Here is a 17,000-nt window from a genome sequence, read left to right on the forward strand (position 1 = left end):
TGATGGAGTTGTATTTTTGTTTAATTCAAATCAAAATAGATTATGTCAAATATTGGAATTATTGTCCCAGAAAGAGCTGCAGATATTGGAAACTTCATGGTTGGTAGGCTTCTGCCTTTTATCGAAAAACGATCTGTTGGACCTTTTGTTTTCATCGATCACATGGGGCCAGCCGAGCTGAAAGATTATCAAAATCTTGATGTTCCACCACATCCACATATCGGATTGTCCACGCTAACTTACCTTTTCGAAGGTTCTATTTTTCATCGTGACAGCATCGGTTCGGCAGTGGAAATACAGCCTGGCGCAGTCAATTGGATGACGGCTGGCAAAGGCGTTGTACATTCGGAAAGAACTCCAGAATATCTCCGCCATACCGATAAAAAACTTCATGGATTGCAAATTTGGGTTGCCTTGCCAAAAGATTTGGAACAGTCAGAGCCTAGTTTTCACCACATCGAAGCAAAGGACATCCCAACTTGGGAAGAAGATGGTCTAAAAATAAAACTGATTGCTGGCAAAGCTTTTCATAAAGAATCTCCAGTGCCTGTCCACAGTCCTTTGTATTTTATTGAAATCATTAATGATTCTAACGAAACTAAAGAGTTAAAAATTGGAGAACATCTTTATGGTGAAAGTGCACTTTATATTTTGGAGGGACAAATTAAGAATGACGGAAATGTTTACGATCCAAAGCAAATTTTGATAGCAAAAGATATGAAACTCTGTGCATTTGAGATGGCACCACATACGACGGTTTATATTTTTGGAGGCGAGGCTTTTCCTGAAGAACGTTATATACATTGGAATTTTGTGAGCTCTAGCAAAGATATTATTGAACAGGCTAAACATGACTGGAAAGATCAAAAGTTCCCGAAAGTTCCTGGAGAAACGAAGTTTGTGCCGTTGCCAGCATCGTCTTTGAAATAGATGTATCATCGCAAATATAAAAAGCTGCCTTTTTTGAGCAGCTTTTTATTTTAAAATTTAACTTCAGAGTTTAATCCATCACTTGAGTGGTGGTGCCTAATTTCTGGGCTAGAACGAATTTCTGATTTTGCGATAATTTCGATTTCTTTTTTTAAAACATCAAACGATTTGGCCTCTTCGATGTTTATATTTTGAAAGAAATATGATTTTATGGCATTGTATTGTTTTAAAATTTCTTCTCCTTTAGATTTTTGCGTATCATTATCAGCTGCAAAGCTTGCCCAAAAGTTGTCCCTTCCTTCATTACTTTTGTAAATAATGTAATCCGAATCTCCAAATCCAGATTGTTCTAATGTATTTTTAAGATTTTGAAAATCATTCTGTTGGGACATAAGTCCTACGATAATATTTCCCATAGCAGTTGTTTTTGATAATTAAAATTAGTATTTTTTTTAATACAAATTCAAAATCTTTTTATAATTTGTGTAAGAATACATTTATGATGAAAAATTACGCATTATTACTAGCTTTTGTCATTGTTGCGTGTAACTCTTGTACGACGCAAAAGACTAAAAATATTAACGCCAATATCATTACCCTTCGCGATAGTTATTGTAAGGCGCCAACCAATTATGACTACGAGAAGGTTAATCTTCATGTTAATGCAGATTCGTTACTTAATGAAAAACAATACCTTAGGTCTATTTTTAACCAACAAAGTATTTTGATTCTTAATGCCTTAAACTCACTTGAGGATGTTGAAAATATTTTAGAATTGAAAAAAGATACAAGCATCGAGTCACAACTTAAAATCATGAAAATTAAGGATAAAATAGATGGCAGAATTACTTTAGCGCTAAGTGAAGTAGATGCTGTCGCTGCCGAATTTGACTGCGAAGGCGAACGTGTTTCGCAAATGGCAAACTATGTGAGTAGCCTTAATAGCAAGAAAAATAATAAGATGATTGTGTATTCCATCGCTGTGGGAGCACTGGGTTCTATCGCTGGCGGATTTATAAAAAGTGATGGCTGGGACAAAGCCGTGGATATTGGTGGAGGTCTTATTGGTGCGGGTTTTGGTCTTGCTTTACTCAATCCGAAAGGTAAGAAAGTCGAGTTTATCCATGCTCGAAACATCCTTCGTGATATTTGGCAGGAGAAACTAAAGTCGCGGAATTTTCCGCCATTTATTTGGTATATGTATACAGAGAAAAAATTTTCGAATATTAATGAACATTCAATTATACAGAATATGAAGCAACGCTGGATTACGTACCAATTCGATGGAGATGTTGATGCGGCCAACAATTCTCCGATCTTTAACGACGGCGGAAAGTACGACAGCGAGGCGCTTAACAATCGTGCGGCGATGCTTAACCAGATGCAATCGGCAACAAGAACTATTAACCAAAATATCAATTATCTTCTTATCGACCTTAACAAGTTGACGCGATAGTTTTTTTGTTTTTTAATTTTATATAAATAAAACTATTTCTCAAAAACCAAGTAATCATAAGTTTTTAGCGTAAATCTGCTATCATCCATTAAGGCTTGTGGTGATTGTGTAAAGACATTTTTGTACTGACCTTCAACGTCTTTTGAGTGGATGTTAAAGTCAACATCATTATCAGACATATTTAAAAATACTACAACTTCTCTATCGCCATTTTTTCGAAGATAAGCCATGACTTTGTCGTCTGCAGAAGTTTCTATCCAATGGGTGGTAGCGTTAGAATCTCCACCGCGTAGTGCAGGGTTTTCGGATTTTAAATTTAATAAAGTTTTATAAAAATCCTTCAACGCGTTTTGCTCAGTCCAAGGGATTGTATCTTTTTCGAAAAATGCAAGACGTTTGGTTTTCAAGGGAAGTTCTTGCCCATTATATAATAAAGGAACGCCATTCCAAGTGACAGAAAAAACAGCTAGCGCAGGAGCGAGATTGCCATATTTTTCATATTCGGTGCCGTTCCAAGTATTTTCATCGTGATTGGTCGTGAACCAAGCTCTCATCGATTGATCTCCGATGTTAGAATAATGTTGAAGAAGATTTTTAAGATCCTGAAGGGATGCCTTTTTTTGATAAAAATCTTTGGTTAGATGCATCCATTTCCAGGAATAGCTGGCGTCAAAAACTTTTCCGTATTCTGGCGTGCCCAGTTCGTCAAACTCGCCCAACCAAAATAATGGTTTTAATTTTTCAACCTCTGGACGTGCTTGTTGCCAAAAGTCAACTTCTACCCAACTAGCAAGGTCGCAACGGAAGCCGTCGATATTTGTTTCTCTAACCCAATATTTCATCGCGTCGATCATCGCTTGACGCATGTTTGGATTTTTAAAATCGAGTTCGATGATATCGTCCATGCCTTCGGCAATATGGAATTTTCCATCGCGATCTTTTAGGTAAAATTCTGGATTGGTCTTGGTCCAATTGTGGTCCCAACCTGTATGATTGGCAACCCAATCTATGATAACATTTAATCCTAAAGAATGCGCTTTGTTTACAATGTCTTTGAAATCCTGTAAGTTCCCGAATTCTGGATTGATGCTGGTGTAATCTTGTGCCGCATAAGGACTTCCAAGACTTCCTTTTTTGTTTTGTTGCGCAATCGGCGTAATGGGCATCAACCAAATTGTTGTAATGCCCATAGCTTTGAGACGCGGAAGATCTTTTTCCACCGCTTTTAAAGTTCCTTCTTTAGAATATTGCCGTATATTGATTTCGTAGATATTGGTAATATGTTTCCAGTCTGGTGGTTGCGCCATGGGTTTTCTAGTTTGGGTTGTACACGAGATAGCAAGGAGGCTAATGGTGTTAGTAATAAAATCTTCTAATATCAAAAATAAACAAAATTAAAAAAGCCTGATGTCGTATCAGGCTTTTTTAACAGTATCGTTTTACTAATTTTTAATCTTCATCATCATCGAAGACATCATCATTGTAGCCTTCTTCTTCCTCTTCGTCGTCAAAATCGTCATCATCAAAATCAACAGATTTGAAATCATCTTCGAATCCAAAATCATCATCCATAAGTGGCATTGTCGATTTTTTTGAACTGCCTCCAGAAGCCGCATTTTTGCTCGGCGCTTTCAATGGGACATTTCCGAAACGATAAGCGGTAATAGGATAATTAACAGCTGGTTTTTCGTCAATAACATCGACCAATTCGCAGAAAAACTCCCAAAGATCTAAGAATCCGTACTGGAATCTCATCTTGTCACCTTTTTGCGAAAAGCCTTCGTTAACATATACGTCAGACATAATTTCTCCATCGCCGTCATCGCTCATATCTTCTAGCGGTACAGCACGCCCTTCTGACCAATCTTCATCAGAAAAATAAAAACTAGAAAGTTCATCTCCAGGAAGACTAAAGGCACTTTTGATGCCCAAATGCAAATTCCATAAAGTTTGTTTGTCTTTGATTTCGATGTCTCTAAAGATGCTTTCTTTGGCGTCTAGAATAACTCTAATTTTGTAAACCATTTTCTTCTTCTCTAAAACTACTTTTACATTAATTTTGCTGCAAATATAAAACAATTGAGAAAGGATAAAAACCCAAAAAAAGAATTTTTTGAAAAAATATTTTATTACCTTTTAGCCCCAATTCAGTGTTTTTATTTGTACTTTTTTGTTGCGATAAAACTAATATTTTTTTCTAAATTACAAAGCAATTTTTTCTAATCTGAACTTAAATTTTGTACCACTTAGATAAGCGCTTTCTACAGTAATGTTTTGGTGATGCGCTTCCAGAATGTGTTTCACAATGGCAAGTCCTAGTCCGGATCCGCCGTCTTTGCGATTTCTACTAGATTCTACGCGATAAAAACGTTCAAAAATTCTGGCAAGATTTTCAGGTCTTATTCCCATTCCGTTGTCTTCAACGATAATAACGACATGCATGGCTTCTTCCTTGGTGGTTACGTTGATGTGGGCGCCTTCGCGGTTGGCATATTTTATAGCATTGGAAATAAGGTTGGTAAAGACTTGCGATATTTTGTTTTTGTCGGCGTGGACCATTAGTTTCTTCTGCGTCGTTTGCAATTCCAACTTCATTTGGTGACGGTCGGCTTCCAAATCGAGAAGGTCAAAAACTTCTTCTATTAATGCATTGATGTCAAAAGAGGTTAAATTTAATTCAATTTGTCCCGCTTCAAAGCGGTTAATCATATCCAAATCCTGGACAATGTTGAGCAACCTTTCGACTGAGTTTTCGATGCGTTGGAGGTATTTGTCGCGCACGTTAAGGTCCTCCACACCGCCGTCCAACAAGGTCGCTACATAACCTTGTATGGAGAATAAGGGTGTTTTCAGTTCATGAGAAACATTGCCGACATATTCTTTTCGGAAATGTTCCATTTCCTTCATCATATCCATTTCTACATCGTTTTTGGAACTCATCAAAGAGACACGTTCTCCTAGCTCTCGTAAGCTCAAATCGGGTTCGTGATCCAAAACAATATTGTCAGGAAGTATTTTTTTTATCCGTCTAATTTGTTTTTTACTATTATAATTAAATAAAAATTCAAGGATATAATAATTGAGTACCAATATTAAAGTCAGCGTGAAAATAATGAAGATGTTAAAATCTCGTGTTTTGAAATATTGGTCGTGGGTTTTGGTTTGGAAAATAATAACAACAATGCCAATAACCGCTACCAAAACGAAGGAAGCTAAGGCGGATACCCAATTTATTTTCAAGTTTTTTTTCGGCGTAGAATACATAAGATAAATTTATAAAAAAAAGATTTTCGTTTGAAAATCTTAAACAACCAATTTGTATCCTATACCTTTTAGGGTTTGTATGCTGTTGATACCTAGCTTTTCGCGAAGTCGTCGGATGTGAACATCGATGGTGCGCTCGCCGACAATAACATCGTTACCCCAGACTTTTTCCAAAATTTCTTCTCTTTTGAAAACTTTGTCCGTATTTGATGCCAATAAAAATAAAAGATCGAACTCTTTTTTTGGGAGTAAAAACTCTTCCTGACCTTTGCTAACTTTAAAATTATCTTTATCAATAATGAGATCGCCTAATGCAATATAATTGGTGTTTTCATTAGCTTTTGCGCCTAGTTGTAGAAGGGCAGCGACTTTCGATACCAAAACTTTAGGTTTTATAACTTTAACGATATAATCGTTAGCACCAGCTTGGTAACCAGCGAGTTGCGAAAACTCTTCGCTTCTAGCAGATAAGAAAACAATTAAAGTCTTTTGTAATTCTTTTATTTGGCGCATTTCCTGACAGGTTTCGATACCGTCTTTCTCAGGCATCATCACATCGAGAAGAATAAGATCCGGAACAATTTCTTTAGCTTTGCTAATGCCTTCTTGCCCATTGGATGCGGTGTGGACTAGGTAACCTTCTTTTTCTAAGTTATAGGATAACATTTCTAGAATGTCCTGTTCATCGTCAACCAAAAGGATTTTTTTACGATTCATTTTTAGATTTTATGTTTCTCAAAATTAATAAAAATTGAATGGAATTTTAAGTAGTTTACATAAAATTAATATCAATGCAGGTTTGTTACGTCAAGTGTTAAATTCTTATTAACTCAAACTTAAATAATATTTTTAAATTTAAAATAATACAAATTTTAGTTACAAACAAAGTCTTGTTGTTAATATTACTTAAATATTTTGAAAGCTCTGCATTTTTAAGATTGGAATAATAGGACAAAGGCCTTTGCAAAACCCAATTTTACCAAAAGACAAATTGTAGAATTTAACTCTAAAGTCGTAAATTTGTCGACTCATTATACAATTTTATGGAAGAAGAAAAAAAATCACTTAACTTTTTAGAACAAATTATTGAAGATGATTTGGCTAATGGTTTGGGAAAGGACAAATTGCGATTCCGTTTTCCACCAGAGCCTAACGGTTATCTTCATATTGGTCATACGAAAGCTATTTGTATCAATTTTGGTCTTGGAGAGCGTTACGGCGCACCAGTTAATTTGAGGTTTGATGATACCAATCCAGAAAAAGAAGAACAAGAATTCGTAGATTCTATCAGAGAAGATGTGAAATGGCTTGGCTTCAACTGGGCGGAAGAGCGTTATGCGTCCGACTACTTCCAGCAATTGTATGATTGGGCTGTTACTTTGATTAAAGAAGGAAAAGCTTATGTTGATGAGCAATCCTCAGAAGATATTACGGCACAAAGAAAAAATCCTTTCGAAGATGGTATCGATTCGCCTTTCAGAAATCGTCCAATTGAAGAAAGTTTGGATCTTTTTGAGCGTATGAAAAACGGGGAGTTCGAGGAAGGTACCATGAGTCTTCGTGCAAAAATCGACATGAAATCACCTAATATGAACATGCGTGATCCTGTTATGTACCGTATTCTGAAACGCCCACATCACCGCACTGGCGATACTTGGAAAATCTATCCAATGTACGATTGGGCGCATGGTGAGAGCGACTATTTAGAACAAGTTTCGCATTCTTTATGTTCATTAGAATTCGAAAATCACCGACCGCTTTACGAATGGTATTTGGAGCAAGTTTATGACCCAGGAAAAGTAGCGCCAAAACAACGCGAATTCGCTCGTATGAATGTGTCTTACATGATTACTTCAAAACGTAAATTACAACGATTGGTTGCTGAAGGGGTTACCACAGGTTGGGACGATCCAAGAATGCCAACCATCTCGGGACTTCGTAGAAAAGGTTATACCGCGAAAGCGATTCGTAACTTTATCGATAGAGTAGGTGTTGCAAAACGTGAAAATCTAATCGAGATCCAATTGCTAGAATTTTTCGTAAGAGAAGATCTTAACAAAGTAGCAACTCGTGTGATGGCTGTTGTCGATCCCGTTAAACTAATCATCGAAAATTATCCTGAAGATAAAGAAGAATTCCTAGAAACCGAAAATAATCCAGAAGATGAAAATGCAGGTTCTAGACAAATTCCGTTTTCTAGAGAGTTGTATATCGAAAGAGAAGACTTTATGGAAGAAGCGCCAAAGAAATTCTTTAGATTAAGCCTAGGTAACGAAGTTCGTCTGAAAGCGGCTTACATCATCAAAGCAACACGCGTTGAAAAAGATGCTGACGGAAATATCACAACCATATTTGCAACTTATGACGAAGACAGTCGTTCTGGAAGCGGTACAGAAGCTAGCCAAAGAAAAGTGAAAGGTACACTGCACTGGGTTTCTGCAAAGCATGCGTTGCCGATTGATGTTAATATCTACGACAAGTTGTTCACTACAGAGCAGCCAGACGCCGAAAAAGACGTGGATTTCTTAGATTTTGTAAATCCAGAATCTTTGGTTGTTAAAAAAGGATTTGCTGAGCCAAGCCTTAAAAACGCAAGTTTGGAAGATCATTTTCAGTTTCAAAGAATTGGATATTTTATTAAAGACAAATTATCGACAGATGACAATTTGATATTCAACAGAACGGTTACACTTAAAGATAGTTTCAAACCACAATAACAAGAAAAGGTTCTCAATATGGAGAACCTTTTTTATTTTTTTTAAAATCGAATTTAATGTTTAAAACTATTTCTTAGCACCAACTTTTTGCCAAGTACTCATAATATAAATTACGATAATACCGATAATAGAAGCAGCAATAGAAAACATAAACTTAGAATTTTCGTCCTCCAACATGCCCACATTCCAATTGATTCCATAGATGTTAATCCCGATAAACACTACGAATAAGACTAAGAATATTTTATAAAAAATCTGCATAATATTTTATTTTAAAATTGTACGTAATTCTGAACTAATTGTGCAAAGTTAGCAGTAAATAATTTAATAGAGATTGCTAAAAGGATAATTCCGAAAACTTTTTGTAAAATCTGTAAAGAACCTTCACCCATTTTTTTCTCAATCCATGGGGCAATTCTCAAGACGATATACACCAAAATTGTATTAAGAATAATTCCTAAAATAATATTGATTTCATGGAATTCTGCTTTTAAAGATAGCGTTGTTGTCAAGGTACCAGCGCCGGCAACCAGAGGAAAAGCAATTGGCACAATCGATGCGGCATTGGCTTGTGAGGATTTTTGGATTTCGATACCCAAAATCATTTCTATTGCGATGATAAAGATGACAAATGCCCCAGCAATCGCAAATGAGTTGAGGTCAACACCAATAAATTTCAAAATCTCTTTTCCAATAAAAAGGAAAGCTATCATTAGCAAGCCAGCAACGATGGCAGCCTTTTCAGATTCAATACGGCCAAACTTTTGACGAAGCGATACGATAATTGGTACAGAACCGATAATATCGATTACAGCAAACAAAACCATGAAACAAGTGAATGTTTCTTTCCAAGAGATATGTTCGAAAAATTCCACAGATATATTATTTAATTTTTCGTAAAAATATGAATTATTTTTAATTAATCCTCAATCGAGGAATAAACGATTTTAATTTGTTTTAAAATGGATTCTAAAATTATCTCGTTCACCATTGGCGAATATTTCTCGATATTAATTTTTTCCAGCAAAGATTTGTAATCCAGAGCTAACTTAGGATTCGTTTTCTCAAGATATTCTTTATAATCAATATGATGAAGTCGAGAGGATTTGGCATTAACCTCGTTGTCTAGATTTATGAATTCTTTAAAAAATTCCGAATACTTTTTTTGAATTAATAGATTTTCGATATAGTTGAAGTGGCTGCTAAGATTTAATGAAGATTTTTGTCTTAGTAAAGCTTCAGTTTCTTCTATGGTTGTTATTTTTGGCTGTGCTTTAAGTTGCTCTTCTTTGATGATGTTTGCTAGTTTTCTTTTTTGATAACGGCTTCTCACGAAATAAAACACCATACACATCGCACCAATTAGCGCCATATTTGCAAAAATAATCGACCAATTCATGCCTTTTGTTTTTTCTAGTTTCAAGGTTTCGGTTTGCAAAACAGGCGTGTTAACTTTATCCAAAACAGTGTTGGTATATTCGTTAACCTTTTGCATGGTTGATTTAGAATTTTCTATTTCGCCAGGTGTCATAGCACGAACAACAATTGATTTTTCACCAAGATCTTTGTATAATTTTTTTTCAGGATTGAAGAAGGCCATTTTTTCAGTTTTGATGGCTATATTGCCAGCCTTTTTCGGAATAACAACATAGTGTGCTTCAATATCGCCCACAATACCTTGTTTTTCGACTTTTAGATTTTTAACCAATTTTGGAGGGAAAACATCGTAATCTTCGGTAGCGATAATTTTCGGCATATGTTTAGCCGAAAGGTTTCCTCGGCCGATAAGTTTGACAACGATATCAATGGGTTTATTGATTTCTATAGGTTGTGGAAGACTTTCCACATTTGTCATATCCACACTGAAGTTTCCTACAAAATCGTTGAAATCCTCTGGAGCTCCCAGCGGAAGATGCATCACCGAAAGTTTAGTGCGATTGGATGTTAGCTTTGTTGTGCCATGATCAATAATCTCAGCTGTGAAGGATGGAATCTCTAACATGCCTTCTTCTTTTGGAAAAATAATAAACAGGCCAATAACTTGCGATAATAGTCCAGATTTAGCATCTTGCTCTATATCCGACCTATGCATACTAATAGGTTGCACAATGATATTTCCGTTTTTTGGAGGGCGGATGTTTTTTACTTTTCTAAAATTATCCACATCTTTGCTGATGACCGATAAGGTTGCGACAACAGCTTGGTTTTTGTAAACTTCGCGGTCATCTAGTTTGACGTTAAGATAAGTTTGGTTGTTATGACTGGCTAAACTTTTTGTGTTGTCTGGAATTCTTTTGGATACATCACGAACAGTAATGTCAAAAGGTTCGGATTTGTACATTTTGCCGCTCACTTTAACAAGTGCAGAACCTATTTTGATGGTGCCGGCTTGTTTTGGTTGTAGTAAAAACTGATACACCATTTGGTTGACTCTTACTTTTCGGATAGGATCAATAATGGTGTTTTGTTCTGAACCGTAATCTAAAACTTCAAATTTTTGAAAGTCGGGAAGTTTAACTGGAGATTCCTGGATCATATCTTCACCGCTGATTTCCAGAGCGATGGTTAGGCTGATGATATCATTGTTGGTGGCTTCTTTTACATTGGTTTCGGACGTAATGTACACTTGACCATAAATGCTCATGGCCGAAAAAAATATTAAAATGTACGAAAGCCAAATGTTCTTCATTACCAATCTTTCTCGTTGGACTGTGGAATAGAGTTTGCGTTTTTGTTGAGGATACGTCGTGCAGTTTCTTTTTCTTTGTCCTGTACTTTATTTAAAATGGCGTTTTCTATATCTTTTGGAATTTTATTTCCATTTTCTTTTGGTTGTTGTTGCGATTTTCTATCATTTGCACCTTCACCTTTTTGTTGTTGATCATTGGATGCGCCATTGGGCTGGTTAGCTTTTTGGTCTCCTTTGTTATCTTGTCCGCCTTCGTTATTTTTATTTTGTTGCTCGCCTTGTTCGCCTTGTTGTTTGTTTTCTTTTTCCTTATTTTTCAACTTAGCGATTTCATAGTTTTTTCTGATGCTTTCGTTGTAAGGGTCGTTCTTCAATGCTTTTTTGTACATATCCGCAGCTTGGTCGGTTTTTTCTGTTTGCATCAAACTGTTGCCGAGATTGTATTGTGCGGCAGCTTTGTCGTTTTTATTTTTAGCAAGATTTTCAGCTTTTTGAAATTCAGTTTTTGCCTCTTCATACATTTTCTTTTTGTACAAGCTGTTACCAAGATTGTAATGCGCTGTGAAATCTTTATCGTTAGATTGTGCAGCTTCCAAGAATTTGGAAGAAGATGCCTCGTAATTTTTTTTGTCGAATTCTTTGTTACCTTCGTATACCAAAGTCTTGTAACTTCCCTGAGCTGACAAAATATGGCTTACACCTAAAAATAACAATAGACTGAAAATCAACTTAAAATTCATATCTGCAAAATTATTTCTTTAATTGTTAAAATACCATTCCTAAAAAGTTAAAATGGGTTAAATATCCCTAAAAATAAGTCTTTTCGGAAAAATTTCAGCATCGTTATTTAGAGTGATTCTACTTAATTAAAGACTTTGCTTTTAAAGATTTAAATCGCGTTTGGGATTAAAGAAATAAATAAGTAAAAATAAAGCTATAGAAATTCCTAAAAAATATTGATAGTAATGTTCTGCAAATTGCGCACTGATGTATGAAGTATTGCTGTTGGTTGACTTTTTCAAAACATCAGAAAGTTCATTTATCGCTTGATCCAAATTATTACCATCGATAAAAGTTCCACTTGTGCTGGACGCCATATTTTTTAAGGCTTTGGTTTCCAGTTTCGTCATCACCGTTTCGCCTGTCATATCGGTTTTGTAGCCCATAAGCTGTCCGTAATAATAATCCGGAATCGGCGCGCCTTGCTCCGTACCAATGCCGATAGAAGATATACTAATGCCTTCTTTTTGGGCTAATTTTATTGCAGCAGATTCATTGTCTTCATTGTTTTCGCCATCGCTAATTATGATAACTTTTCGGGCGCCTTTTGGAATGGATTTAAATTTTCGAACAGCCATTTCCATAGCTTTCAAAAAGTCAGTTCCCTGTGTTTGTACAACGCTGGTTTCTATGCCAGAAAGATAAGATTGTGCGGCATTATAATCTGTTGTTAAAGGCATGATCGAGTTGGCTTCGCCCGCGAAAACAATGATGCCTACACGGTCGTTGTTCGTCTTTTGAAAGCTGTTGATGATGATGTCTTTAGCTTGTTCTAGACGACTTGGTTGGATGTCTTGTGCGTTCATCGAGTTGGAAACGTCCAAAAGATAAATGATATTGTTGGTTTTTTGCTGGGTTTTTATTTCTTGTTTTCCGCCCAATACATCAATAATGGAAAAAATTAAAAATAAAACTGCTAAGAAAAATAAACTTGGAAAAATTTTAGAAAAACGACTTGTGTTTGCAAACAATTGTGGCTGGAATTGCAAATCTGCAAATAGAGCGCGTTTTTTTTTCTTCCATTTAATAAAGCTAAACAGACATAATCCAATTGCAGGTAGTAAAAGGAATAGAAAAATGTACCAATTATTTTCGATGTAAAAATCCATGTTGTTAGCTCAATATTTTGTATAAAAACCATCTCAAAAAGATGTCAAAAAGTAAAATGCCCAAAGCAACCCAAAGGAAAATTCGGAAATATTCTTGGTATTGGTATAGTTTTGAAGTTTTAATATCTGATTTTTCTAAGCCATTTATTTCATTATAAATATCTTCTAGACTGCCGTTACTTGTCGCTCGGAAATATTTTCCTCCAGTTGTGGATGCAATATCTTTCAAAAGATTTTCATCCAAATCGGTTTCTTTTTCTGTGAAAACAATATCGCCAAAAATATCTGTTGCTGTTGGGAACAGTGCATAACCACGACTTCCAATGCCGATGGTATAAACTTTTATACCGTTGTTTTTGGCCAGTTCTGCGGCAACTGCTGGAGGCATGGCATTTGTCACATTGTTTTCCCCATCGGTCATCAAAATAATGATTTTGCTTTTCGCTCTCGAATCTTTTAGATGGCTGACAGCAACAACTAGACCTTCGCCGATTGCTGTTCCTGGCTGCAATTCGGTGGGACTAAGTTCAGTAATTTCGTCTTTGATAACCTCGTGGTCAGTCGTCATTGGGACTTTGGTGTAAGCTTCACCTGAGTATGCCACCAATCCAATCCTGTCATTGGGGCGTTGATTGACAAAGTTTTTTGCAATTTTTTTAAGCGCTTCCAGACGGTCCGGATCGAGATCTTTTGCTAACATACTGAGCGAAACGTCAACTGTTAGCATGATGTCCAGGCCTTTTGTTTCGTCGCGATCATCGGATATTGTAAAAGTTCTGGGACGCGCAATCGCAATGATTAAAGCAGATAATATTAAATATTTTGACAATCTCAGAAAGGTCATAACAATTCCCAGGCTGCCAGCTGGACGCATGGCTTCCGTTGTAGGTACTTTGATGCCTTTCGGTTTTTTGCGCCCTAAATCTAAAATAATTAATGGGACAAAAACCAAAAATAAAAGCAAGAGCCACGGGCTATAAAATTCAAAATTGAAATTCATTATTCTGGAGTCAATCTAGCAATTAATTCATACTTCTTAACTGTTCGGCTTCGACATCTTTCGGAGAGCGGATCACCATGTTTTTAATACCGCTAAAATCATTTTCCATCATCTCGCTATTGGGAATTGTTTTTGCAAATTTTACCAGATCGCCACGCTGGAAGATTTCTTCAACGGTTTTTTCATTTTCTTCCGAAATAATATTACTCGTTTTCATGTAATCAATAAGGTCATCCGTTAATAATACATTGGCCGGAATTTTATATTGCTTGGTCAAAAAATCTCTTGTAATGTCTATTAACTCTACATAATAAAGACGGTAATTTCCACTTTGGATGTAGTTTTTTTTACGAAGGCGCTCAAGATCTTTCAATGTTTGGTTGGTCAAAATTTTAGGATTGTCTTTTGATTTTCGACCATATTTAACAAAATAAACAATTAAGAATATAATTCCTAAAGCTATTAAAGCTGCTAAAATATAAAATTTATACAGCTCCCAATAATCTTTTACATCAAGATTAACTTGTTTATTTTTCATGATATCGTTGATAACATCATCTTTTTTTGCTGTGTTGATGACTTCAACTTCGTACGGAATGGTCTTTTGAAATTGGTCTCCGATTTTAATTTCTAAAGCTGGAATTTTAAATTCTCCTTCTTCAAAAACCTGAAACTTTATTAATCGATAGTATCGATTGGCTTCTTTGGAAATGCTGTCGCTAACGATTTCAAAATGGAAAGGCAACAATTCGTTTTTGGGTGCAGCCACAACATTTTTGCCTTGTAGATTGTCGATTTTTAGTTTGTATTCGCCCACTTCGCCTAGTGCCAAAGTTGTATTGCTAAGGTTGGAGGAAAGCGTTTGTCCAAAAAGAATTTGGCTTAAAAAAATTAAAATTACGGTGTATAAAAACTTGAAATATATCAAGGCTAAAAACGGATTTGGTTAAACTATTTTTTCTGAAAATATTGATACAAATACTTGCTGTAATCTTCGTTGGTCGTCATGCTAATCAGGCTAGCAGAGTTGTTTTCAAAAGACTCTTGCAAATGTCTAAATTTTTTTTTCTGATGTTCTGCAAACTCATAACGCCAGCGCGAATTCGACGTGTTGACCCAGACTTCTTTTCCGGTTTCGGCATCTTGAAGTAAGGCGTAGCCGACATTCGGGATATCTTGATCTTTTTGGTCATAAATTCTCAATCCCAAAAGTTGGTGTTTTCGCGAAGTAACACCAAGAATTTTGGGTTCAAATTCATCTTGAAAATCTGAAAATAAAAATAAAAATGACTTTCTTTTAAAAACACCCATCATGTAATTAAGCGCAGCGTCAAGATCGGATTTTCCTGGAATATAGTCTGCTGTTAAAATATTGCTGATGATTGATAAAACATGTTTGCGACCTTTTTTAGGTGGAACTACTTTATAGACTTTATCCGCGAACAAAATAAGCCCCACTTTGTCATTATTACCAACGGCAGAAAAAGCTAAGGATGCAGCGACTTCCGCGACAAATTCCCTTTTTAATCCATGTTGCGTGCCATAATCCATGGATGCGGAAATGTCCACCATGAGAATCATCGTCAACTCGCGTTCTTCTTCCATGACTTTTACAAAAGGCTCACGAAAACGTGCCGTTTTGTTCCAGTCAATTCTACGAATGTCGTCCCCAAATTGGTATGGACGCACCTCGGAAAATGTCATGCCTTGACCTTTGAAGCTGCTGTGATATTGTCCCATAAGGCTCGCTTCCGTCTTCTTGCGTGTTCGGATTTCGATTTGTTTTACTTTTTTGACAATATCTTTTATTTGCATTTTATTTTGTCGGTTGATGGTTGACAGTCTTTAAAGTAGAGCGTTTACCCTAAACTAAAAACCATCAACTGTCAACCATTTTTTTTAAGGTGCTTGTATTTTAGCTAGAATTCTGTCAACGATTTCGTCTTGGGAAACTTCCTCAGCCTCGGCTTCGAAACTTAAACCAATACGATGTCTTAAAACGTCCTTTGCGATGGATTTAACATCTTCTGGAATGACGAAAGCGCGTCCTTTTATAAAGGCATTAGCGCGCGATGCAATTGCTAAATTGATACTTGCTCTAGGCGATGCACCGAAACTGATAAGGCTTTTCAAATCTTCTAAGCCGTATTTTTCTGGATAACGCGTTGCAAAAACCATATCTAAAATGTATTTTTCAATTTTTTCGTCAAGATAGATTTGATTAATCAATTTCTTCGCCTCGACAATATGCTCAAGCGAAATTACGGGTCGTATCGTCGGGATATCTTGTGTAGAAACCATACGCATAACTTTTCTTTCGTCCTCAAATTCTGGATAATCGATTTTGCATTTTAGCATAAAACGGTCTGTTTGTGCTTCTGGCAAAAGGTAAGTTCCTTCTTGATCAATTGGGTTTTGTGTGGCAAGGACTAAAAAAGGTTTGGGTAGTGCCATGGTCTCATCGCCGATGGTGACTTGTCTTTCCTGCATGACTTCCAAAAGTGCAGATTGTACTTTTGCTGGTGCACGGTTGATCTCATCCGCCAAAACGAAATTTGCAAATACAGGTCCTTTTTTTATTGAGAAATCATTTTCTTTAACATTATAAATCATTGTGCCTACAACATCGGCTGGTAAAAGATCTGGTGTGAACTGTATTCTCGAGAATTGTCCATGTACTGCCTCTGCCAATGTCTTAATAGCCAATGTTTTGGCGAGTCCCGGCACACCTTCCAGTAGGACGTGGCCATTGCCGAGCAGACCGATTAATAAGCGGTCTACCATGTACTCTTGTCCGATGATGGCGCGGTTGATTTCTTGTTTTAGTAGGTTGAAAAAGTAATTTTGTTCTTTTACTTTTTCCATTAAATTTTTAATATCTTCAGATTGGTTCAGTTCTGACATAATTCGTTTAAATTATTCGGTAAAGGTCACACAAATCCGTGCATTAGTCAACATAAGAAATGCCAATTATGAGTTAAATATTTGTTAAAAATAAGAATAAACTCAAACTGAAAAAAACGTGTAAAGTTTTATGTTATAAAAGAATATTGTA

The 17,000-nt window shown here is 36.1% G+C and carries 17 protein-coding genes; 3 read left to right on the top strand and 14 right to left on the bottom strand.

Going from position 1 to position 17,000, the window contains the following annotated elements; genetic code table 11:
- The first annotated feature begins 42 nt into the window (after positions 1-42).
- Entirely contained in the window at positions 43-930 is an 888-nt protein-coding gene (locus tag G6R40_RS13975) for a pirin family protein (RefSeq protein WP_165136862.1), read from the top strand.
- A 50-nt stretch (positions 931-980) separates the two neighbouring features.
- On the opposite strand, the gene G6R40_RS13980 is transcribed toward G6R40_RS13975, so the two are convergent.
- Positions 981-1,346 carry a hypothetical protein gene (locus G6R40_RS13980; RefSeq protein WP_165136865.1) on the bottom strand — a complete coding sequence of 122 codons (366 nt, stop codon included), beginning with the start codon at positions 1,344-1,346 and terminating at the stop codon, positions 981-983.
- An 83-nt stretch (positions 1,347-1,429) separates the two neighbouring features.
- On the opposite strand from G6R40_RS13980, the gene G6R40_RS13985 reads away from it, so the two are divergent.
- Positions 1,430-2,386, top strand: coding sequence for a hypothetical protein (locus G6R40_RS13985; protein WP_165136868.1), 957 nt, complete (start codon positions 1,430-1,432; stop codon positions 2,384-2,386).
- Positions 2,387-2,418: 32 nt separating this feature from the next.
- Here the strand turns inward: G6R40_RS13985 and G6R40_RS13990 are convergent, their stop codons facing one another.
- The 4 genes from G6R40_RS13990 to G6R40_RS14005 form a co-directional block, all read right to left on the bottom strand.
- Positions 2,419-3,693 (bottom strand): alpha-amylase family glycosyl hydrolase, encoded by a 1,275-nt coding sequence (locus G6R40_RS13990; RefSeq protein WP_165136871.1) that lies wholly within the window; start codon positions 3,691-3,693, stop codon positions 2,419-2,421.
- A gap of 142 nt (positions 3,694-3,835) precedes the next feature.
- Positions 3,836-4,411, bottom strand: a complete 576-nt coding sequence (locus G6R40_RS13995) for a plasmid pRiA4b ORF-3 family protein (RefSeq protein WP_165136874.1) — start codon at positions 4,409-4,411, stop codon at positions 3,836-3,838.
- 177 nt (positions 4,412-4,588) lie between these two features.
- On the bottom strand, positions 4,589-5,626 hold the full coding sequence (locus tag G6R40_RS14000; RefSeq protein WP_165136877.1) for a sensor histidine kinase: 1,038 nt from the start codon (positions 5,624-5,626) through the stop codon (positions 4,589-4,591).
- Positions 5,627-5,689: 63 nt separating this feature from the next.
- Positions 5,690-6,367, bottom strand: coding sequence for a response regulator transcription factor (locus G6R40_RS14005; RefSeq protein ID WP_165136880.1), 678 nt, complete (start codon positions 6,365-6,367; stop codon positions 5,690-5,692).
- A 326-nt stretch (positions 6,368-6,693) separates the two neighbouring features.
- Between G6R40_RS14005 and G6R40_RS14010 the strand changes: the two genes are divergently transcribed.
- Entirely contained in the window at positions 6,694-8,367 is a 1,674-nt protein-coding gene (locus G6R40_RS14010; RefSeq protein WP_165136883.1) for a glutamine--tRNA ligase/YqeY domain fusion protein, read from the top strand.
- Positions 8,368-8,433: 66 nt separating this feature from the next.
- On the opposite strand, the gene G6R40_RS14015 is transcribed toward G6R40_RS14010, so the two are convergent.
- The 9 genes from G6R40_RS14015 to G6R40_RS14055 all read right to left on the bottom strand — a co-directional run bounded on the left by G6R40_RS14015 (position 8,434) and on the right by G6R40_RS14055 (position 16,849).
- Positions 8,434-8,628: a hypothetical protein gene (locus tag G6R40_RS14015; RefSeq protein WP_165136886.1), complete on the bottom strand. Its 195-nt coding sequence runs from the start codon at positions 8,626-8,628 to the stop codon at positions 8,434-8,436.
- 11 nt (positions 8,629-8,639) lie between these two features.
- On the bottom strand, positions 8,640-9,242 hold the full coding sequence (locus G6R40_RS14020; protein WP_165136889.1) for a MarC family protein: 603 nt from the start codon (positions 9,240-9,242) through the stop codon (positions 8,640-8,642).
- A 44-nt stretch (positions 9,243-9,286) separates the two neighbouring features.
- Complete coding sequence (locus tag G6R40_RS14025) at positions 9,287-11,056, bottom strand: BatD family protein (RefSeq protein ID WP_165136892.1); 1,770 nt, start codon at positions 11,054-11,056, stop codon at positions 9,287-9,289.
- Entirely contained in the window at positions 11,056-11,796 is a 741-nt protein-coding gene (locus tag G6R40_RS14030) for a tetratricopeptide repeat protein (protein WP_185670492.1), read from the bottom strand. The genes G6R40_RS14025 and G6R40_RS14030 overlap by 1 nt, the downstream gene beginning before the upstream one ends.
- Before the next feature lie 141 nt (positions 11,797-11,937).
- Entirely contained in the window at positions 11,938-12,945 is a 1,008-nt protein-coding gene (locus G6R40_RS14035) for a VWA domain-containing protein (protein ID WP_165136895.1), read from the bottom strand.
- A 4-nt stretch (positions 12,946-12,949) separates the two neighbouring features.
- A complete protein-coding gene (locus G6R40_RS14040) occupies positions 12,950-13,945 on the bottom strand; it encodes a VWA domain-containing protein (RefSeq protein ID WP_165136898.1) in 996 nt (331 codons plus the stop codon).
- 22 nt (positions 13,946-13,967) lie between these two features.
- Positions 13,968-14,870, bottom strand: a complete 903-nt coding sequence (locus G6R40_RS14045; RefSeq protein ID WP_165137751.1) for a BatD family protein — start codon at positions 14,868-14,870, stop codon at positions 13,968-13,970.
- Between the two features lie 26 nt (positions 14,871-14,896).
- Positions 14,897-15,760 carry a DUF58 domain-containing protein gene (locus G6R40_RS14050; RefSeq protein WP_165136901.1) on the bottom strand — a complete coding sequence of 288 codons (864 nt, stop codon included), beginning with the start codon at positions 15,758-15,760 and terminating at the stop codon, positions 14,897-14,899.
- 84 nt (positions 15,761-15,844) lie between these two features.
- Positions 15,845-16,849: an AAA family ATPase gene (locus G6R40_RS14055; RefSeq protein ID WP_165136904.1), complete on the bottom strand. Its 1,005-nt coding sequence runs from the start codon at positions 16,847-16,849 to the stop codon at positions 15,845-15,847.
- Positions 16,850-17,000: the final 151 nt, after the last annotated feature.

It is taken from the genome of Chryseobacterium sp. POL2 (genome assembly GCF_011058315.1).
Lineage (GTDB): Bacteria > Bacteroidota > Bacteroidia > Flavobacteriales > Weeksellaceae > Soonwooa.